Annotated in this window: 12 protein-coding genes, 8 tRNA genes and 4 rRNA genes; 21 read left to right on the top strand and 3 right to left on the bottom strand. The window is 45.9% G+C overall.

The genetic code is table 11. The annotated features are described in order from the left end of the window. Window positions 1–20 precede the first annotated feature (20 nt). From rrf (OCV52_RS14955) to OCV52_RS14920, 8 genes are all read left to right on the top strand, one after another. Window positions 21–136 (top strand): 5S ribosomal RNA (gene rrf / locus OCV52_RS14955). 352 nt (window positions 137–488) lie between these two features. Continuing rightward, window positions 489–2,041, top strand: a 16S ribosomal RNA gene (locus OCV52_RS14950). Window positions 2,042–2,130: 89 nt separating this feature from the next. Then, window positions 2,131–2,206: transfer RNA gene (locus tag OCV52_RS14945), tRNA-Glu, on the top strand. Between the two features lie 2 nt (window positions 2,207–2,208). Next, a tRNA-Lys gene (locus tag OCV52_RS14940) sits at window positions 2,209–2,284 on the top strand. A 33-nt stretch (window positions 2,285–2,317) separates the two neighbouring features. Beyond that, window positions 2,318–2,393 (top strand) — tRNA-Val (locus OCV52_RS14935). Window positions 2,394–2,733: 340 nt separating this feature from the next. Further along, window positions 2,734–5,624 (top strand): 23S ribosomal RNA (locus OCV52_RS14930). Between the two features lie 135 nt (window positions 5,625–5,759). Then, window positions 5,760–5,875, top strand: a 5S ribosomal RNA gene (gene rrf / locus OCV52_RS14925). Together the 16S, 23S and 5S rRNA genes with 4 tRNA genes alongside form the textbook arrangement of a ribosomal RNA operon. 45 nt (window positions 5,876–5,920) lie before the next feature. Further along, window positions 5,921–5,997, top strand: a tRNA-Asp gene (locus OCV52_RS14920). A gap of 621 nt (window positions 5,998–6,618) precedes the next feature. On the opposite strand, the gene pssA is transcribed toward OCV52_RS14920, so the two are convergent. Both pssA and OCV52_RS14910 read right to left on the bottom strand, forming a co-directional pair. Next, window positions 6,619–7,959: a CDP-diacylglycerol--serine O-phosphatidyltransferase gene (pssA, locus tag OCV52_RS14915; RefSeq protein ID WP_137409158.1), complete on the bottom strand. Its 1,341-nt coding sequence runs from the start codon at window positions 7,957–7,959 to the stop codon at window positions 6,619–6,621. 91 nt (window positions 7,960–8,050) lie between these two features. Beyond that, window positions 8,051–8,482 (bottom strand): GNAT family N-acetyltransferase, encoded by a 432-nt coding sequence (locus tag OCV52_RS14910; protein WP_137409159.1) that lies wholly within the window; start codon window positions 8,480–8,482, stop codon window positions 8,051–8,053. A gap of 66 nt (window positions 8,483–8,548) precedes the next feature. On the opposite strand from OCV52_RS14910, the gene murB reads away from it, so the two are divergent. Next, window positions 8,549–9,595 (top strand): UDP-N-acetylmuramate dehydrogenase, encoded by a 1,047-nt coding sequence (gene murB, locus OCV52_RS14905; protein ID WP_137409160.1) that lies wholly within the window; start codon window positions 8,549–8,551, stop codon window positions 9,593–9,595. Then, the gene (birA, locus tag OCV52_RS14900) at window positions 9,592–10,557 is read left to right on the top strand and encodes a bifunctional biotin--[acetyl-CoA-carboxylase] ligase/biotin operon repressor BirA (RefSeq protein ID WP_137409161.1); all 966 of its coding nucleotides are present in this window, start codon (window positions 9,592–9,594) and stop codon (window positions 10,555–10,557) included. Before murB ends, birA begins: the two co-directional genes overlap by 4 nt. Before the next feature lie 7 nt (window positions 10,558–10,564). Here birA and coaA read toward each other — a convergent pair whose 3' ends face one another. Further along, the gene (gene coaA / locus OCV52_RS14895) at window positions 10,565–11,488 is read right to left on the bottom strand and encodes a type I pantothenate kinase (RefSeq protein WP_105057681.1); all 924 of its coding nucleotides are present in this window, start codon (window positions 11,486–11,488) and stop codon (window positions 10,565–10,567) included. A gap of 210 nt (window positions 11,489–11,698) precedes the next feature. Between coaA and OCV52_RS14890 the strand changes: the two genes are divergently transcribed. The 11 genes from OCV52_RS14890 to rplL all read left to right on the top strand — a co-directional run bounded on the left by OCV52_RS14890 (window position 11,699) and on the right by rplL (window position 17,058). After that, window positions 11,699–11,774, top strand: a tRNA-Thr gene (locus tag OCV52_RS14890). Window positions 11,775–11,818: 44 nt separating this feature from the next. Beyond that, window positions 11,819–11,903 (top strand) — tRNA-Tyr (locus OCV52_RS14885). Between the two features lie 39 nt (window positions 11,904–11,942). Next, window positions 11,943–12,017 (top strand) — tRNA-Gly (locus OCV52_RS14880). Window positions 12,018–12,030: 13 nt separating this feature from the next. After that, window positions 12,031–12,106 (top strand) — tRNA-Thr (locus OCV52_RS14875). A 95-nt stretch (window positions 12,107–12,201) separates the two neighbouring features. Then, window positions 12,202–13,386 carry an elongation factor Tu gene (gene tuf, locus OCV52_RS14870; RefSeq protein WP_105057636.1) on the top strand — a complete coding sequence of 395 codons (1,185 nt, stop codon included), beginning with the start codon at window positions 12,202–12,204 and terminating at the stop codon, window positions 13,384–13,386. A gap of 223 nt (window positions 13,387–13,609) precedes the next feature. Then, entirely contained in the window at window positions 13,610–13,987 is a 378-nt protein-coding gene (secE, locus tag OCV52_RS14865) for a preprotein translocase subunit SecE (RefSeq protein ID WP_004737071.1), read from the top strand. 13 nt (window positions 13,988–14,000) lie between these two features. After that, window positions 14,001–14,549, top strand: coding sequence for a transcription termination/antitermination protein NusG (gene nusG / locus OCV52_RS14860; protein WP_032549909.1), 549 nt, complete (start codon window positions 14,001–14,003; stop codon window positions 14,547–14,549). Window positions 14,550–14,761: 212 nt separating this feature from the next. Beyond that, window positions 14,762–15,190, top strand: a complete 429-nt coding sequence (gene rplK, locus OCV52_RS14855) for a 50S ribosomal protein L11 (RefSeq protein ID WP_026084318.1) — start codon at window positions 14,762–14,764, stop codon at window positions 15,188–15,190. A 4-nt stretch (window positions 15,191–15,194) separates the two neighbouring features. After that, window positions 15,195–15,899 (top strand): 50S ribosomal protein L1, encoded by a 705-nt coding sequence (gene rplA / locus OCV52_RS14850; protein WP_061034325.1) that lies wholly within the window; start codon window positions 15,195–15,197, stop codon window positions 15,897–15,899. Window positions 15,900–16,137: 238 nt separating this feature from the next. Then, a complete protein-coding gene (gene rplJ, locus OCV52_RS14845) occupies window positions 16,138–16,632 on the top strand; it encodes a 50S ribosomal protein L10 (protein WP_004737075.1) in 495 nt (164 codons plus the stop codon). Window positions 16,633–16,689: 57 nt separating this feature from the next. Next, a complete protein-coding gene (gene rplL, locus OCV52_RS14840; RefSeq protein ID WP_061034324.1) occupies window positions 16,690–17,058 on the top strand; it encodes a 50S ribosomal protein L7/L12 in 369 nt (122 codons plus the stop codon). Window positions 17,059–17,219 lie beyond the last annotated feature (161 nt).

The raw sequence follows: 17,219 nt of genomic DNA, 5'->3' as shown, positions 1-17,219 counted from the left end.
TTCCGAATTTTAAAATTTTGCTTGGCGACCATAGCATTGTGGACCCACCTGATTCCATGCCGAACTCAGAAGTGAAACACAATAGCGCCGATGGTAGTGTGGGGCTTCCCCATGTGAGAGTAGGACATCGCCAGGCTTTAATTTCGACTTTGTCTACAAAGTAGACAAGTCACCATAGAGTTCTAAGTTTTCTTAGTATTTTATGTTGACTTTCAAAGTAGAAAGCGTATTATACGCGTCCTGCTTAAGTGCTAAGGCACTGAAAGCAAAGCTCTTTAACAATTTAAACCTATCAATCTGTGTGGGCACTCGTTGATGAATATCAAAAAATGAAACTTCGGTTTCAACTTGATTTCAATGAACTGAGTGACCAATCGATAATTTATTATCGGCACAGTCAATTCATTATCATTCTGTTGGAATGATAATAGCTTTAGAATTACTTTTTGTAGTTTTGAAGTCAGTATTCGTTGAGTCGACAAAATCTTAAATTGAAGAGTTTGATCATGGCTCAGATTGAACGCTGGCGGCAGGCCTAACACATGCAAGTCGAGCGGAAACGAGTTATCTGAACCTTCGGGGAACGATAACGGCGTCGAGCGGCGGACGGGTGAGTAATGCCTAGGAAATTGCCTTGATGTGGGGGATAACCATTGGAAACGATGGCTAATACCGCATAATGCCTACGGGCCAAAGAGGGGGACCTTCGGGCCTCTCGCGTCAAGATATGCCTAGGTGGGATTAGCTAGTTGGTGAGGTAATGGCTCACCAAGGCGACGATCCCTAGCTGGTCTGAGAGGATGATCAGCCACACTGGAACTGAGACACGGTCCAGACTCCTACGGGAGGCAGCAGTGGGGAATATTGCACAATGGGCGAAAGCCTGATGCAGCCATGCCGCGTGTATGAAGAAGGCCTTCGGGTTGTAAAGTACTTTCAGTTGTGAGGAAGGGGGTGTCGTTAATAGCGGCATTTCTTGACGTTAGCAACAGAAGAAGCACCGGCTAACTCCGTGCCAGCAGCCGCGGTAATACGGAGGGTGCGAGCGTTAATCGGAATTACTGGGCGTAAAGCGCATGCAGGTGGTTCATTAAGTCAGATGTGAAAGCCCGGGGCTCAACCTCGGAACTGCATTTGAAACTGGTGAACTAGAGTACTGTAGAGGGGGGTAGAATTTCAGGTGTAGCGGTGAAATGCGTAGAGATCTGAAGGAATACCAGTGGCGAAGGCGGCCCCCTGGACAGATACTGACACTCAGATGCGAAAGCGTGGGGAGCAAACAGGATTAGATACCCTGGTAGTCCACGCCGTAAACGATGTCTACTTGGAGGTTGTGGCCTTGAGCCGTGGCTTTCGGAGCTAACGCGTTAAGTAGACCGCCTGGGGAGTACGGTCGCAAGATTAAAACTCAAATGAATTGACGGGGGCCCGCACAAGCGGTGGAGCATGTGGTTTAATTCGATGCAACGCGAAGAACCTTACCTACTCTTGACATCCAGAGAAGCCAGCGGAGACGCAGGTGTGCCTTCGGGAGCTCTGAGACAGGTGCTGCATGGCTGTCGTCAGCTCGTGTTGTGAAATGTTGGGTTAAGTCCCGCAACGAGCGCAACCCTTATCCTTGTTTGCCAGCGAGTAATGTCGGGAACTCCAGGGAGACTGCCGGTGATAAACCGGAGGAAGGTGGGGACGACGTCAAGTCATCATGGCCCTTACGAGTAGGGCTACACACGTGCTACAATGGCGCATACAGAGGGCAGCGAACTTGCGAGAGTGAGCGAATCCCAAAAAGTGCGTCGTAGTCCGGATTGGAGTCTGCAACTCGACTCCATGAAGTCGGAATCGCTAGTAATCGTAGATCAGAATGCTACGGTGAATACGTTCCCGGGCCTTGTACACACCGCCCGTCACACCATGGGAGTGGGCTGCAAAAGAAGTGGGTAGTTTAACCTTCGGGAGGACGCTCACCACTTTGTGGTTCATGACTGGGGTGAAGTCGTAACAAGGTAGCCCTAGGGGAACCTGGGGCTGGATCACCTCCTTATACGAAGATATTCACGATAAGTGTCCACACAGATTGATTAGGTTTAGAAAGTAAAAGAGACGAAGAACTCCCAAGTTCTTCAATCCAGTGTCCCGTTCGTCTAGAGGCCTAGGACACCGCCCTTTCACGGCGGTAACAGGGGTTCGACTCCCCTACGGGATACCATTGGGTCGTTAGCTCAGTTGGTAGAGCAGTTGACTTTTAATCAATTGGTCGCAGGTTCGAATCCTGCACGACCCACCATTCTTTCTCCACGAAGGAATTAAAACTTTTAGTGGGCGATTAGCTCAGTTGGGAGAGCACCTGCCTTACAAGCAGGGGGTCACTGGTTCGAGCCCGGTATCGCCCACCATTCTCTAAATATTCTTGGAAGTTAAAACTCCAAACCACTTCTTATGTCGTTGGTTGGTTTTTTCGACTGTGAGAGTCTTTAGAAAATGAATTCTTCGGAATACATGCTCTTTAACAATTTGGAAAGCTGACTGATTAACTCTAAGAGTTAATCAAATTAAAAGTTCTCAATGTTTATCTTTTGGATAAACACAACACAAACACATTCAAGTGTCTTGTATTCGATTCAAACTTGTTTGAATCATATTGAGTCCGGCAAACACGTAATAAGAACTAACCCTTCTTATTACAACCAAAAACCTTGGTTGTTTACCATACATAAAGACCTCTTCGGGTTGTATGGTTAAGTGACTAAGCGTACACGGTGGATGCCTTGGCAGTCAGAGGCGATGAAGGACGTATTAACTTGCGATAAGCCCAGATTAGACAGTAAAAGTCATTTAAGTCTGGGGTTTCCGAATGGGGAAACCCACTTACATAAGTAAGTATCTTGTTGTGAATACATAGCAACAAGAGGCAAACCGGGGGAACTGAAACATCTAAGTACCCCGAGGAAGAGAAATCAACCGAGATTCCGAAAGTAGCGGCGAGCGAAATTGGATTAGCCCTTAAGCTTTTAATGAGACAGACGAAGGCTCTGGAAAGTGCCGCAATAAAGGGTGATAGCCCCGTAGTCGACATCTCATCATCAGTGAAAACGAGTAGGGCGGGACACGTGATATCCTGTCTGAATATGGGGGGACCATCCTCCAAGGCTAAATACTACTGACTGACCGATAGTGAACCAGTACCGTGAGGGAAAGGCGAAAAGAACCCCTGTGAGGGGAGTGAAATAGAACCTGAAACCGTGTACGTACAAGCAGTAGGAGCACCTTCGTGGTGTGACTGCGTACCTTTTGTATAATGGGTCAGCGACTTAATTTTAGTAGCAAGGTTAACCGTTTAGGGGAGCCGTAGGGAAACCGAGTCTTAACTGGGCGTACAGTTGCTAGGATTAGACCCGAAACCAGGTGATCTAGCCATGGGCAGGTTGAAGGTTGAGTAACATCAACTGGAGGACCGAACCGACTAATGTTGAAAAATTAGCGGATGACTTGTGGCTAGGGGTGAAAGGCCAATCAAACCTGGAGATAGCTGGTTCTCCCCGAAAGCTATTTAGGTAGCGCCTCGGACGAATACTACTGGGGGTAGAGCACTGTTAAGGCTAGGGGGTCATCCCGACTTACCAACCCTTTGCAAACTCCGAATACCAGTAAGTACTATCCGGGAGACACACGGCGGGTGCTAACGTCCGTCGTGGAGAGGGAAACAACCCAGACCGCCAGCTAAGGTCCCAAAGTATAGCTAAGTGGGAAACGATGTGGGAAGGCTCAGACAGCCAGGATGTTGGCTTAGAAGCAGCCATCATTTAAAGAAAGCGTAATAGCTCACTGGTCGAGTCGGCCTGCGCGGAAGATGTAACGGGGCTAAGCTATACACCGAAGCTGCGGCTACGCACTTATGTGCGTGGGGTAGGGGAGCGTTCTGTAAGCCGTTGAAGGTGGTCTGTAAGGGCTGCTGGAGGTATCAGAAGTGCGAATGCTGACATGAGTAACGATAAAGGGAGTGAAAAACTCCCTCGCCGGAAGACCAAGGGTTCCTGTCCAACGTTAATCGGGGCAGGGTAAGTCGACCCCTAAGGCGAGGCCGAAAGGCGTAGTCGATGGGAAACGGGTTAATATTCCCGTACTTCTTACAATTGCGATGGGGGGACGGAGAAGGCTAGGTGGGCCTGGCGACGGTTGTCCAGGTTCAAGTACGTAGGCGGAAGAATTAGGTAAATCCGGTTCTTCTTAACGCTGAGATACGATGTCGAGCTACTACGGTAGTGAAGTCATTGATGCCATGCTTCCAGGAAAAGCCTCTAAGCTTCAGATTGTAAGGAATCGTACCCCAAACCGACACAGGTGGTCGGGTAGAGAATACCAAGGCGCTTGAGAGAACTCGGGTGAAGGAACTAGGCAAAATGGTACCGTAACTTCGGGAGAAGGTACGCTCTTATCAGTGAAGTCCCTTGCGGATGGAGCAGACGAGAGTCGCAGATACCAGGTGGCTGCAACTGTTTATTAAAAACACAGCACTGTGCAAAATCGTAAGATGACGTATACGGTGTGACGCCTGCCCGGTGCCGGAAGGTTAATTGATGGGGTTAGACTTCGGTCGAAGCTCTTGATCGAAGCCCCGGTAAACGGCGGCCGTAACTATAACGGTCCTAAGGTAGCGAAATTCCTTGTCGGGTAAGTTCCGACCTGCACGAATGGCGTAATGATGGCCACGCTGTCTCCACCCGAGACTCAGTGAAATTGAAATCGCTGTGAAGATGCAGTGTACCCGCGGCTAGACGGAAAGACCCCGTGAACCTTTACTACAGCTTGGCACTGAACATTGAACCTACATGTGTAGGATAGGTGGGAGACTTTGAAACCGCGTCGCTAGATGTGGTGGAGTCGTCCTTGAAATACCACCCTTGTAGTTTTGATGTTCTAACGTTGGTCCCTGAATCGGGATTACGGACAGTGCCTGGTGGGTAGTTTGACTGGGGCGGTCTCCTCCCAAAGAGTAACGGAGGAGCACGAAGGTGGGCTAAACACGGTTGGACATCGTGTGGTTAGTGCAATGGCATAAGCCCGCTTGACTGCGAGAATGACAATTCGAGCAGGTGCGAAAGCAGGTCATAGTGATCCGGTGGTTCTGAATGGAAGGGCCATCGCTCAACGGATAAAAGGTACTCCGGGGATAACAGGCTGATACCGCCCAAGAGTTCATATCGACGGCGGTGTTTGGCACCTCGATGTCGGCTCATCACATCCTGGGGCTGAAGTCGGTCCCAAGGGTATGGCTGTTCGCCATTTAAAGTGGTACGCGAGCTGGGTTTAGAACGTCGTGAGACAGTTCGGTCCCTATCTGCCGTGGGCGTTGGAAAATTGAAGGGGGCTGCTCCTAGTACGAGAGGACCGGAGTGGACGAACCTCTGGTGTTCGGGTTGTCATGCCAATGGCATTGCCCGGTAGCTAAGTTCGGAATCGATAACCGCTGAAAGCATCTAAGCGGGAAGCGAGCCCTGAGATGAGTTTTCCCTGACACTTTAAGTGTCCTAAAGGGTTGTTCAAGACTAGAACGTTGATAGGCAGGGTGTGTAAGTGCTGCGAGGCATTGAGCTAACCTGTACTAATTGCCCGTGAGGCTTAACCATACAACACCCAAGGGGTTTTGATGGACTCAAAAATACAAACGCTTGAATGAGTTTGATGAGACAACACTTTTAATAAGCTTTCCAGATTATTTTGCCTTCAGTTTTTAAAAAACTGAAAGTAAAAGCAAAATTTTGCTTGGCGACCATAGCATTGTGGACCCACCTGATTCCATGCCGAACTCAGAAGTGAAACACAATAGCGCCGATGGTAGTGTGGGGCTTCCCCATGTGAGAGTAGGACATCGCCAGGCTTTAAATTATGAACGACTTGTCAGCGACGACAAGTAGTCCACTGCGGAGTGGTAGTTCAGTTGGTTAGAATACCGGCCTGTCACGCCGGGGGTCGCGGGTTCGAGTCCCGTCCACTCCGCCACTCATTAGAGAAGCCCTGCTAGAAATAGCAGGGCTTTTTACATCTATCAAAAATGTATATTTAGTAATCAATTGGCGAATAGATAGAATGACAACTCAACTACATCAAACCTTTTAGAAAGCCTAGTCTTACGACTAGGCTTTCGTCGTTTCTAGAATGCGATAATTTGGTCTTCTACCAATGAGTCCCGCTCGTGTACTAGTCAGATGGAATACCAGTTCAGTCATACTAAGCCCACGCACAACTTCTTGGGCTTTTTTACCTTTGAATCCCTGTATTAGCCTTTTGGTCGAGAGCGTCTCTCAAAAGGTTTACCGGTTTCAGAAAGAACGAACTAGGTGTGTCCGCCTTTCGTCATTTATCAGAAGGCCTAGCCTTACTACTAGGCCTTCGTCGTTTCCAGGTAATGGTCTTTTGTTCTTCAAATAACAAGTCCTCGCTACTTTCGGCCTAAGCTATTCTCTGGCGTTCAATGGCGCTGAACCCCTAAAATTATATGTGCGAGTATTGATTGACCTAGTTACTCACTATGTTTGCAAGTGCTTACAGAGAGGCGACTTATGGATACAAAAACGCCTAGCGTTTGCTAGGCGTTGGTAAATCATATCTTGCGTATGTTTACTAGAGTATTTGTTTAAGTACTCTGTCAGCTTTTACTCGAGTGATCTTGCGAATCAGCTTTTGAACTTCTTCTGGGTAGCTATCTACTTTGTCTAACTGCTTATAAGTACAAATAAGCTGAGTGTGTTGAAGAATGTTATCTACTTCAGCTTGGAACTTACCAGTTAGGTGGTGATAGTTGTCCTGAATAAAGATTCCGTTCTCTAGATCTAGTTTCCAAGCTCTAGGGTTTAGGTTATTACCAGTAAGCAGCATATAGCGCTTATCGACCCAAATGCCCTTCAGGTGGAAGCTGTTAGAGTCGTGTCGCCAAAGTTGAATCGATAGATTGCGGCTTGCAATATGAGCTTCATTAGCTTTAGCAAAGCGACGTAAGTTCATCTCATAAAGATATGGTAGACCACCAATCGTTTTAAACTCTTCCTCTGGAGAGATGAAGAAATCATTCGCGGTTTTATCACCAACCACAATGCTGACCTTTACTCCACGTTTGAGTGCTTTCTTCACTTCTTTAGCTAGGCTAGGAGGAAAGTTAAAGTAAGGGGTACAAATGAAGATCTCGTCTTTAGCCTGAGCGACCAGTTGATTGATGCCTTGGTTAAGACGATTACGTCGTTTGCCGATGCCTACTAGCGGTGTTACGGCAACTTGCTCTGGTGATACTTCCTGACCATCAAATTGATACTGAGATCTGGCTAGAGATGCACGAAACTGGCGGATCGCTGGCTTTAGCTCTTTAGTAGCTGGCTTGTTTTTATCAGCTAAGTCGTAAACAGCGCTGTCAGAGATCATTTGTTCATGCACGTAAGCAAACATTGAGTCTGCTAGTGTTGCGTTGTTTAAAACATGGTAGCGGTCAAAGCGGTAGCGGTCGTGATAGTTCAGGTAGATATTATTGAGGCTTGCACCACTGTATATCACGCTGTCATCAACGATAAAGCCCTTTAAGTGCAATACGCCAAAGACTTCTTTACCACGGACAGGAATGCCGTAGACAGGAACTGAATGCTGATATTTTTCAGCAAACTCTTTGTACATTGCTGCATTGCCTTCAGAAGACTCTGCACCAATCAATCCGCGTTGAGCTCTGTGCCAATCAACACAAACGCTCACATTTAGATCTGGATTCTTTTGTTTTGCTTCATATAAGGCAGTTAGGATCTCACGGCCAGCCTCATCATCTTCAAGATACAAAGCGACTAAACTAATACGAGTCGTTGCGCGAGCTATCTCATCAAGTAGACGAATTCGAAACTCTTGCGCTGATAGTAGTACTTCAAACTTATCAGGATTCTGCGCTATGGTTGGCAACTGTATGAATGGATTCCTACTGGCAATCATATTGACTGTTTTACCTTAAAAATATGCAAAATTGCGAACCTTTAATTTTACCAAAGGCATAGCCCCAAATACTAGATAATCGGGGCATTCTCTAACAATTTTGCTGATATTGCATAGGAATGAGATCTTTTCCGCTATTTGAATAACGCTCATATAAAACCCGTAAGGCGTTAGGTAGCTGTTTAGAATCGATCTGCACAAATTGGTGCCGACTATAGAAGCTCGTAAGGTGCGCATAGGCAAAGCAGTAATCGTTCTCTGTGAGTGTGTGTGTTGCACAGTACTCCATTAGCTGGGAACCTAACTGTTTACCGCGATGTTGTTTCGAGATCGCCATACCTGTCAGTAAGCGCGAGTCTTCTATCGTACGGAAACGGACGACACCACAAAGTTCGTCATCAAGTAAGAGTGAATAAATTAACTCACTTTTATTGGCTTTCCCTGTTGGGTAGTGTTCTTTATAGAAGCGTTTAACAAGGGGAACCTTTACTGGGTCTAATTGAGTAATGATGACATTGTTCATTCAGTCACTGCGCCACTGGTTTATCTGCTGTAGAATGAACTCAGTGTAAGTTAATTGAATATCGCCATGCAATTCCATCTCAATGCTAGTTTAAAAAACGTTCATACCTTTTCTATTGATCAAAGCTGTGATGCTTTGGTTGAAGTGACCACGATTGAAGAGTTGGTCTCGGTTTATCAGGACCCTAAATGGCAATCTACGCCTAAGCTGATGCTAGGAAAGGGCAGTAACATGCTTTTCACTGAGCATTTTGCAGGCCTTGTCATTATCAATAAGCTGTCTGGTATTACCTTAACGGAGTCGGATAATAATCATTTACTCCATGTTAATGGTGGTGAGGATTGGCCAAGCTTAGTTAAATGGACCGTTGAGCAAGGTCTTGGTGGGTTAGAAAACCTAGCCATGATTCCGGGTTGTTCTGGCTCAGCGCCTATCCAGAACATTGGTGCTTATGGAGTTGAGCTACAGGATATATGTGAATACGTCGATATTCTTTGTCTGGATACTTATACAGTTAAGCGATTAAGCAAAGAGGAATGTCTCTTTGGTTACCGAGATTCGATTTTTAAACACGCCCTTTACGGCAAAGCTATTGTGGTCGCGATTGGCTTAATTTTAGCGAAAGCATGGCAGCCATGTAATCACTATGGTCCCTTGAAAAGTCTGTCTGAAGAGACACTTTCACCTCAAACGATATTTAATGAAGTATGTGCTATCCGCTCGAGTAAATTGCCAGACCCTTCTGTTCAGGGTAATGCTGGCAGCTTCTTTAAAAACCCGGTGATCAGTAAAGATCATTTTGATCGCTTGCAGTCTGAGTATCCAACGATTGTGGGCTATGCGAGTGAGAATATGATCAAAGTCGCTGCTGGTTGGCTGATCGATCAATGTCAGTTTAAAGGTGTTAATCAAGGTGGCGCTCAGGTTCATCCAAATCAAGCACTTGTAATCATCAACTATGATGAGGCGACGGCCGTTGATGTGCTTAAGTTAGCAGAACGAGTTCGTCAATCTGTGCTAGATAAATTCGATATTCGCCTGGAACATGAGGTTCGCTTTATGGGAAGAGATGGTGAGACAAATCTCGACAAGGCTTTGGAGGCGTTAGTATGAGAGAGCACAGCACTAAGCTAGCACTGTTAAAATGCCTTGCTGATGGTGAGTTTCATTCTGGTGAAGACCTCGGTGAGGTGATTGGGGTATCTCGAGCCGCTATAAGCAAGCACATCAAGGGTATTCAAGAGTGGGGTTTGGATATCTACCGTGTACAGGGTAAAGGCTACAAGCTAGCGGACCGATTGGACATGCTGGACCATGAGCGACTATCTGCTGCTAATAGTAACGCGTCTCTTGAACTGATCCCTATTATAGGTTCGACCAACCAACACCTGTTAGATCGCACCAATGAGCTAGAATCTGGCTCGGTTTGTGTTGCTGAATACCAAGCCTCTGGTCGCGGTCGTCGTGGCAGGGAGTGGGTATCACCATTTGGAGCCAATTTATACCTTTCGATGTACTGGAGACTCGACGCTGGGATGGCAGCTGCGATGGGCCTAAGTCTTGTTGTCGGGGTTGCGGTTGTTGAGGCTCTGGAAGAAATGGGTGTTGAAGGCGTGAAACTCAAATGGCCAAATGACCTTTACCATAACGATAAGAAACTTGCGGGAATCTTAGTTGAGCTGTCGGGGCAATCTGGCGGTGCTGCTCATATTGTGATTGGGCTAGGACTCAACCTGTCGATGGACCCTTCAACTTCTGGTATAGGTCAGCCGTGGACCTCGCTTAAAGAGGTGTGTGATGGCCAAGTCCCAGATCGTAACCATTTAGCACAGACCCTAATAAACGCATGGGATAAGGCGCTAGTTGATTACGAAATGAAAGGGATGTCGAATTTTGTAGAGCGTTGGAACCGCTTGGATAACTTCTTAGGTCGCAATGTGAAGCTGATTATTGGACCTAGAGAAATTGAAGGTGTCGTACAAGGTATTGATGAGCAGGGTGCAGTGTTACTCAAAACCGAGAATGGTATCGAAAGTTATATCGGCGGTGAAATCTCACTAAGAAAGGGTAGCTAAGGCCTTCCTATTTTCTTAGTAGTACTTCTTCAACCATGTGATCTGCACCTTTTCTTAGGATTAGGTGCGCCCGCTCTCTGGTTGGAAGGATGTTCTTCTCTAGGTTCAACCCATTGATTGAACTCCAGATCCCTTCTGCTTTATCCAATGCCGCTTGGTTCGATAATTTAGTGTAATGACTAAAGTAAGAGCCCGGCTTGGTAAATGCCCCTTCTCTAAACTTCATAAAGCGGTTGATATACCACTCTTTGATTTGCTGGCTGTCTGCATCCACATAGAGTGAAAAATCCAGGAAGTCAGAAATGAACACACGGTGTGGCTCGTGTGGGTAGTTCATTCCACTCTGCAATACGTTTAGGCCTTCAATGATCAACACGTCAGGTAGGTCAACACACTTAACATCATCAGTAATGTTGTAGGTTAGATGCGAGTAAACTGGCGCGGTGACGTTTCTTTTGCACGCCTTAACGTCAGAGACAAAATTAACTAAACGCTTAATATCATAAGACTCAGGGAAGCCTTTCTTACTCATCAAGCCTTTCTCTTCCAATACTTCATTTGGATATAAGAAACCGTCAGTGGTGACGAGCTCAACTTTTGGGTGGTTTTCCCAACGAGAGAGCAGGGCCTTAAGTAGACGGGCGGTTGTACTTTTACCTACCGCAACACTGCCAGCAATACCAATAATAAATGGTGGTGCTTTCTCTTTTTTATCGAGGAACTGGTGAAGTACTGAATTGCGGTTTTGTCTGGCTGCCACATAGAGGTTCAATAGACGAGAAAGCGGTAGGTAGATCTCCACAGCTTCTTCCATGGTGAGCTTTTCATTGATGCCTTGAAGCTCTTTTAAGTCGCTCTCAGAAAGTGTCATCGGAACTAAATTCCTTAGTTCAGACCAGTGTGTACGGTCAAATGACATGAATGGGCTCATACAAAACTCTATAGTGGATAACAAAACAAGTGCATGGAAAATACATCAAGCGCTAGATAAATAAAATATCTTCCTGTACTAGATGCGGGTTAAAGACGGAAACCTTGAGCTAAATAGTCGTATGTCGAAGTTTGAGCAGAGAATTTTGCACTTTTTTTCAATTTGCTATTGCAAGGTGGAAAATCATTCAATAAAATGCGCCCCACTTGTGCCGACTTAGCTCAGTAGGTAGAGCAACTGACTTGTAATCAGTAGGTCACCAGTTCGATTCCGGTAGTCGGCACCACTTTCTCCCTTCCTTTAAGGCTACGAGAGAAAGCTCAAAAATTTGGAGAGGTTCCCGAGTGGCCAAAGGGAGCAGACTGTAAATCTGTTGGCACTGCCTTCGATGGTTCGAATCCGTCCCTCTCCACCATATTCTAAAGGTTAAATAGCTCAAACAGAGTTACGTGTTGCGTGCATCGTATAATGGCTATTACCTCAGCCTTCCAAGCTGATGATGCGGGTTCGATTCCCGCTGCACGCTCCAACTCATTTTGTGTGCTGATATAGCTCAGTCGGTAGAGCGCACCCTTGGTAAGGGTGAGGTCCCCAGTTCGACTCTGGGTATTAGCACCAGTCTAAAGCTTCTTCTCCTTTAATAAAGAAAACCATTTTTTTTGGTTGCGTGGTCTTATTTTAAGCCACCTAATCCGTACCTAGAGGGACACCCCATGTCTAAAGAAAAATTTGAACGTACGAAACCGCACGTAAACGTTGGTACTATCGGCCACGTTGACCACGGTAAAACAACTCTAACTGCTGCTATCTGTACTACACTTGCAAAAGTGTACGGTGGTGTTGCTAAAGATTTCGCATCTATCGATAACGCTCCAGAAGAGCGTGAGCGCGGTATCACAATCGCTACTTCTCACGTTGAGTACGACACTCCATCACGTCACTACGCACACGTAGACTGCCCAGGACACGCGGATTATGTTAAAAACATGATCACTGGTGCTGCGCAAATGGACGGTGGTATCCTAGTTGTTGCTGCGACTGACGGTCCAATGCCTCAAACTCGTGAGCACATCCTACTTGGTCGTCAAGTTGGTATCCCTTACATCATCGTATTCATGAACAAATGTGACATGGTTGATGACGAAGAGCTACTTGAGCTAGTAGAGATGGAAGTTCGTGAACTTCTTTCTGAGTACGACTTCCCAGGTGATGACCTACCAGTTATCCAAGGTTCTGCACTTGGCGCACTAAACGGCGAGAAGCAGTGGGAAGACAAGATCGTTGAGCTTGCAGAAGCACTAGATTCTTACATCCCTGAGCCAGAGCGTGCAGTTGACCAACCGTTCCTACTACCAATCGAAGACGTATTCTCGATCCAAGGTCGTGGTACTGTTGTAACTGGTCGTATCGAGCGTGGTATCCTACGTGTAGGTGACGAAGTAGAAATCGTTGGTATCAAAGAGACTACTCTTACTACTTGTACTGGTGTTGAAATGTTCCGTAAACTGCTTGACGAAGGTCGTGCAGGTGAGAACGTTGGTGCACTTCTACGTGGTACTAAGCGTGACGAAGTTGAACGTGGCCAAGTACTATCTGCTAAAGGTTCTATCAACCCACACACTAAGTTCGAGTCTGAAGTATACGTACTTTCTAAAGACGAAGGCGGCCGTCACACTCCTTTCTTCAAAGGTTACCGTCCACAGTTCTACTTCCGTACAACTGACGTAACAGGCGACATCACTCTACCAGAAGGCGTAGAAATGGTAATGCCAGGTGACAACGTTCAAATGACTGTTGAGCTAATCGCTCCAATCGCAATGGACGAAGGTCTACGTTTCGCAATCCGCGAAGGTGGCCGTACAGTTGGTGCTGGTGTTGTAGCTAAAATCTTTGCATAAGATTTGACGAACCACTAGTAAAAAGGGCATCATTTGATGCCCTTTTTCTGCGCTAAAAAAAGAGTTGAACGAATTGGCATCAATTTCAGCTCTTAGTAAAGAATTAAACAGTCTTTTTGACTAAAATGACTGTTAGATGTGTTGTTCTGCAACGCAAAGGAATGTGCCCTGCAACAGCGGGGTTATTGTCGTCTATATTTAAGACTTATCACAGGTTGGTTTTATGAAAGCAAACGCTGAAACTCCTGATAGCTCAAGTGCAGCAGATACAATGAAGTGGGTAGTCGCTTTTGTACTGTTAGCCGCTGCTGTTGTGGGTAATTACCTGTATGGTGAATTGTCTGTTGTAATTCGCGCTGCAGGTGTAGTTGTGCTGATTGCTGCCGCACTAGGCGTTGCAGCAACAACAACTAAAGGTAAAGCTGCGATCGATTTTGCAAAAGAATCTCGCATGGAGATTCGTAAAGTGGTTTGGCCTACTCGCCAAGAAACTATGCAAACTACATTGATCGTTTTAGCTGTATGTATTGTTATGTCTCTAGTGCTTTGGGGAATTGACGGCATTATGGTCCGTTTAGTTTCTCTAGCGACTGGGGTGTAGAGGGTTCTGATTCATGAGTGAAGCTCCAAAAAAACGTTGGTATGTAGTTCAAGCCTTTTCTGGTTTTGAAGGTCGTGTTGCACAATCGCTACGCGAGCATATTAAAATGCACAACATGGAAGAACTATTTGGCGATGTGCTAGTACCTACTGAAGAAGTAGTGGAAATGCGTGCTGGACAACGTCGTAAAAGTGAACGTAAATTCTTCCCTGGCTACGTATTAGTTCAAATGATCATGAATGATGAATCATGGCACTTAGTACGCAGCATTCCGCGTGTTATGGGCTTCATTGGTGGTACCTCTGATCGTCCAGCACCAATCACTGATAAAGAAGCTGATGCTATCTTGAACCGTCTAGAGAAAGCGAGCGAAGCTCCACGTCCTAAGACTATGTTCGAAGCAGGTGAAGTGGTTCGTGTTAACGATGGTCCATTTGCTGACTTCAACGGTACTGTTGAAGAAGTAGATTACGAGAAGAGCCGCATTAAGGTATCTGTATCGATCTTTGGTCGTGCAACACCGGTTGAGCTTGAATTTGGTCAGGTTGAAAAACTGGACTAAGACTCGATTAATTGAACTAAGTTGTGGATAACTTACTAGCAACTTGTTCAAAATAAAAGAGTATAAAAAATCACCTTTTTAGGGTTGTTAAAGGCGCGAATTATGATTATAATTTCGCGCCTTTTTGCTTCTATGGAAGTAAAAAGCGTTAATTGAATTTATGGGGAGCTTGCCTTACGGCTAGCGCATGTACCCAAATATTAGGAAATATCATGGCTAAGAAAGTTGAAGCTTATATCAAACTGCAAGTTGCAGCTGGTATGGCAAACCCGTCGCCACCGGTTGGTCCTGCTCTAGGTCAACACGGTGTTAACATCATGGAATTCTGTAAAGCGTTCAACGCAAAAACAGAATCTGTTGAGAAAGGTCTACCGACTCCAGTAGTTATTACTGTATACAACGACCGTTCTTTCACGTTCGTAACTAAGACTCCACCTGCTGCTGTTCTTCTTAAGAAAGCTGCTGGCGTTAAGTCTGGTTCAGGTCGTCCAAACACTGAAAAAGTGGGTACTGTAACTGACGCTCAAATCCAAGAAATCGCAGAAACTAAAGCTGCTGATATGACTGGTGCTGACATCGAAGCAATGAAGCGTTCAATCGCTGGTACTGCTCGTTCAATGGGCCTAGTGGTAGAGGGTTAATAAGATGGCAAAACTTACTAAGCGTATGCGCGTAATCCGCGACAAAGTTGACGCGACTAAAGAATACGAAATCAACGAAGCTGTTGCACTTCTTAAAGAACTAGCGACTGCTAAATTCGTTGAGTCTGTAGACGTTGCTGTTAACCTAGGCATCGATGCTCGTAAATCTGACCAAAACGTACGTGGCGCAACTGTGCTACCTCACGGTACTGGCCGTGAAATCCGCGTTGCTGTGTTCACTCAAGGTGCAAACGCAGAAGCAGCTAAAGCAGCTGGCGCAGATGTTGTTGGTATGGAAGATCTTGCTGAGCAAGTGAAGAAAGGCGAAATGAACTTCGACGTTGTTGTTGCTTCTCCAGATGCAATGCGTGTTGTTGGTCAACTAGGTACTATCCTAGGTCCACGCGGCCTTATGCCAAACCCTAAAGTTGGTACTGTAACTCCTAACGTTGCTGAAGCGGTTAAGAACGCTAAAGCTGGTCAGGTTCGTTACCGTAACGACAAGAACGGCATCATCCACACTACTATCGGCAAAGCATCTTTCGAAGCTAACCAGCTTCAAGAGAACCTAGAAGCTCTTCTAGTTGCTCTTAAGAAAGCTAAGCCTTCTTCAGCGAAAGGTACTTTCCTGAAGAAAGTAAGCATCTCTACTACTATGGGTGCTGGTGTTGCTGTTGATCAGGCTAGCCTGAACACTCAAGCAAACTAATTTGCTTAGGCGCAGATTTAGTGTATACTTCTGCGCCTAATATTTGTGGTTGGGTGATTTGAAGCAATTCAAATTATCTATCCCAAGACCGTAGGCGCTGTACTTTTCGGAGCTACAGCTTAATAAAACCTACGTAGGCGGTGCCTAATTTAAATGAAGTGATTCATATTTATTAGCATCGTAAACGCTCATTACACACTGTAATGGGTGCTGTAATCACAACCAGAGGTTAATCCAAATGGCTTTAAATCTTCAAGACAAAAAAGCAATTGTTGCTGAAGTCAACGAAGCAGCTAATGGTGCACTTTCTGCAGTTGTAGCTGATTCTCGTGGCGTTGAAGTTGGCGCAATGACTTCTCTACGTAAACAAGCTCGCGAAGCGGGTGTTTACATGAAAGTTGTTCGTAACACACTAGCACGTCGTGCGGTTCAGGGTACAGACTACGAGTGTCTAACTGACACTTTCACTGGTCCAACTCTGATCGCGTTCTCTAACGAGCACCCAGGTGCTGCAGCGCGTCTTTTCAAAGACTTCGCTAAAGAGAACAAAGATTTCGAGATCAAAGCTGCTGCATTTGAAGGCGCAGTTACTGATGCTGAAGTACTAGCGACACTACCAACTTACGACGAAGCTATCGCACGCCTAATGATGTGCATGAAAGAAGCTTCTGCTGGCAAGCTGGTTCGTACTATCGCTGCACTACGTGACCAAAAAGAAGAAGCAGCGGCTTAAGCCTTGCTTTTCACTGGTTGCAAATTAAACTTATTGTTGACTTAAAAGAGAATTGTTATGTCTATTACTAACGAGCAAATCCTAGACGCAGTTGCAGAAATGTCTGTAATGCAAGTTGTTGAGCTTATCGAAGCTATGGAAGAGAAATTCGGCGTATCAGCTGCTGCTGCAGTTGTAGCTGGTGGCGCTGCTGGCGGCGATGCTGCTGCTGAGCAAACTGAATTCGACGTTATCCTAACTTCTGCTGGTTCTAACAAAGTACAAGTTATCAAAGCTGTACGTGGCGCAACTGGCCTAGGTCTTAAAGAAGCTAAAGGTCTTGTAGACTCAGCTCCAGCACCTCTAAAAGAAGGCGTTGACAAAGCTGAAGCTGAAGCTCTTAAAGCACAGCTAGAAGAAGCTGGCGCTTCTGTTGAAGTTAAGTAATTATTACTTAATTTCTTAGCCGCAAGGCTAATGGCTGGTGGTTATTTAACCACCGGCCTTTTTGCGCTGTAGGGCTATGACGAATTTTCCGCTGTTTAAGCGTCATAACCCGAGCAAAAAAACAGTCATGTTTTCGATATGATTGTTCACTACATTAAACA

The organism is Vibrio chagasii (assembly GCF_024347355.1).
GTDB lineage: Bacteria > Pseudomonadota > Gammaproteobacteria > Enterobacterales > Vibrionaceae > Vibrio > Vibrio chagasii.
This window is presented reverse-complemented; position numbering and strand designations above follow the sequence as displayed.

What these genes read in the sequence shown, in the direction of transcription:
- pssA (WP_137409158.1), bottom strand. Translation starts at nt 7,959, where the DNA reads ATGATTGCCAGTAGGAATCCATTCATACAGTTGCCAACCATAGCGCAG.
- OCV52_RS14910 (WP_137409159.1), bottom strand. Translation starts at nt 8,482, where the DNA reads ATGAACAATGTCATCATTACTCAATTAGACCCAGTAAAGGTTCCCCTT.
- murB (WP_137409160.1), top strand. Translation starts at nt 8,549, where the DNA reads ATGCAATTCCATCTCAATGCTAGTTTAAAAAACGTTCATACCTTTTCT.
- birA (WP_137409161.1), top strand. Translation starts at nt 9,592, where the DNA reads ATGAGAGAGCACAGCACTAAGCTAGCACTGTTAAAATGCCTTGCTGAT.
- coaA (WP_105057681.1), bottom strand. Translation starts at nt 11,488, where the DNA reads ATGAGCCCATTCATGTCATTTGACCGTACACACTGGTCTGAACTAAGG.
- tuf (WP_105057636.1), top strand. Translation starts at nt 12,202, where the DNA reads ATGTCTAAAGAAAAATTTGAACGTACGAAACCGCACGTAAACGTTGGT.
- secE (WP_004737071.1), top strand. Translation starts at nt 13,610, where the DNA reads ATGAAAGCAAACGCTGAAACTCCTGATAGCTCAAGTGCAGCAGATACA.
- nusG (WP_032549909.1), top strand. Translation starts at nt 14,001, where the DNA reads ATGAGTGAAGCTCCAAAAAAACGTTGGTATGTAGTTCAAGCCTTTTCT.
- rplK (WP_026084318.1), top strand. Translation starts at nt 14,762, where the DNA reads ATGGCTAAGAAAGTTGAAGCTTATATCAAACTGCAAGTTGCAGCTGGT.
- rplA (WP_061034325.1), top strand. Translation starts at nt 15,195, where the DNA reads ATGGCAAAACTTACTAAGCGTATGCGCGTAATCCGCGACAAAGTTGAC.
- rplJ (WP_004737075.1), top strand. Translation starts at nt 16,138, where the DNA reads ATGGCTTTAAATCTTCAAGACAAAAAAGCAATTGTTGCTGAAGTCAAC.
- rplL (WP_061034324.1), top strand. Translation starts at nt 16,690, where the DNA reads ATGTCTATTACTAACGAGCAAATCCTAGACGCAGTTGCAGAAATGTCT.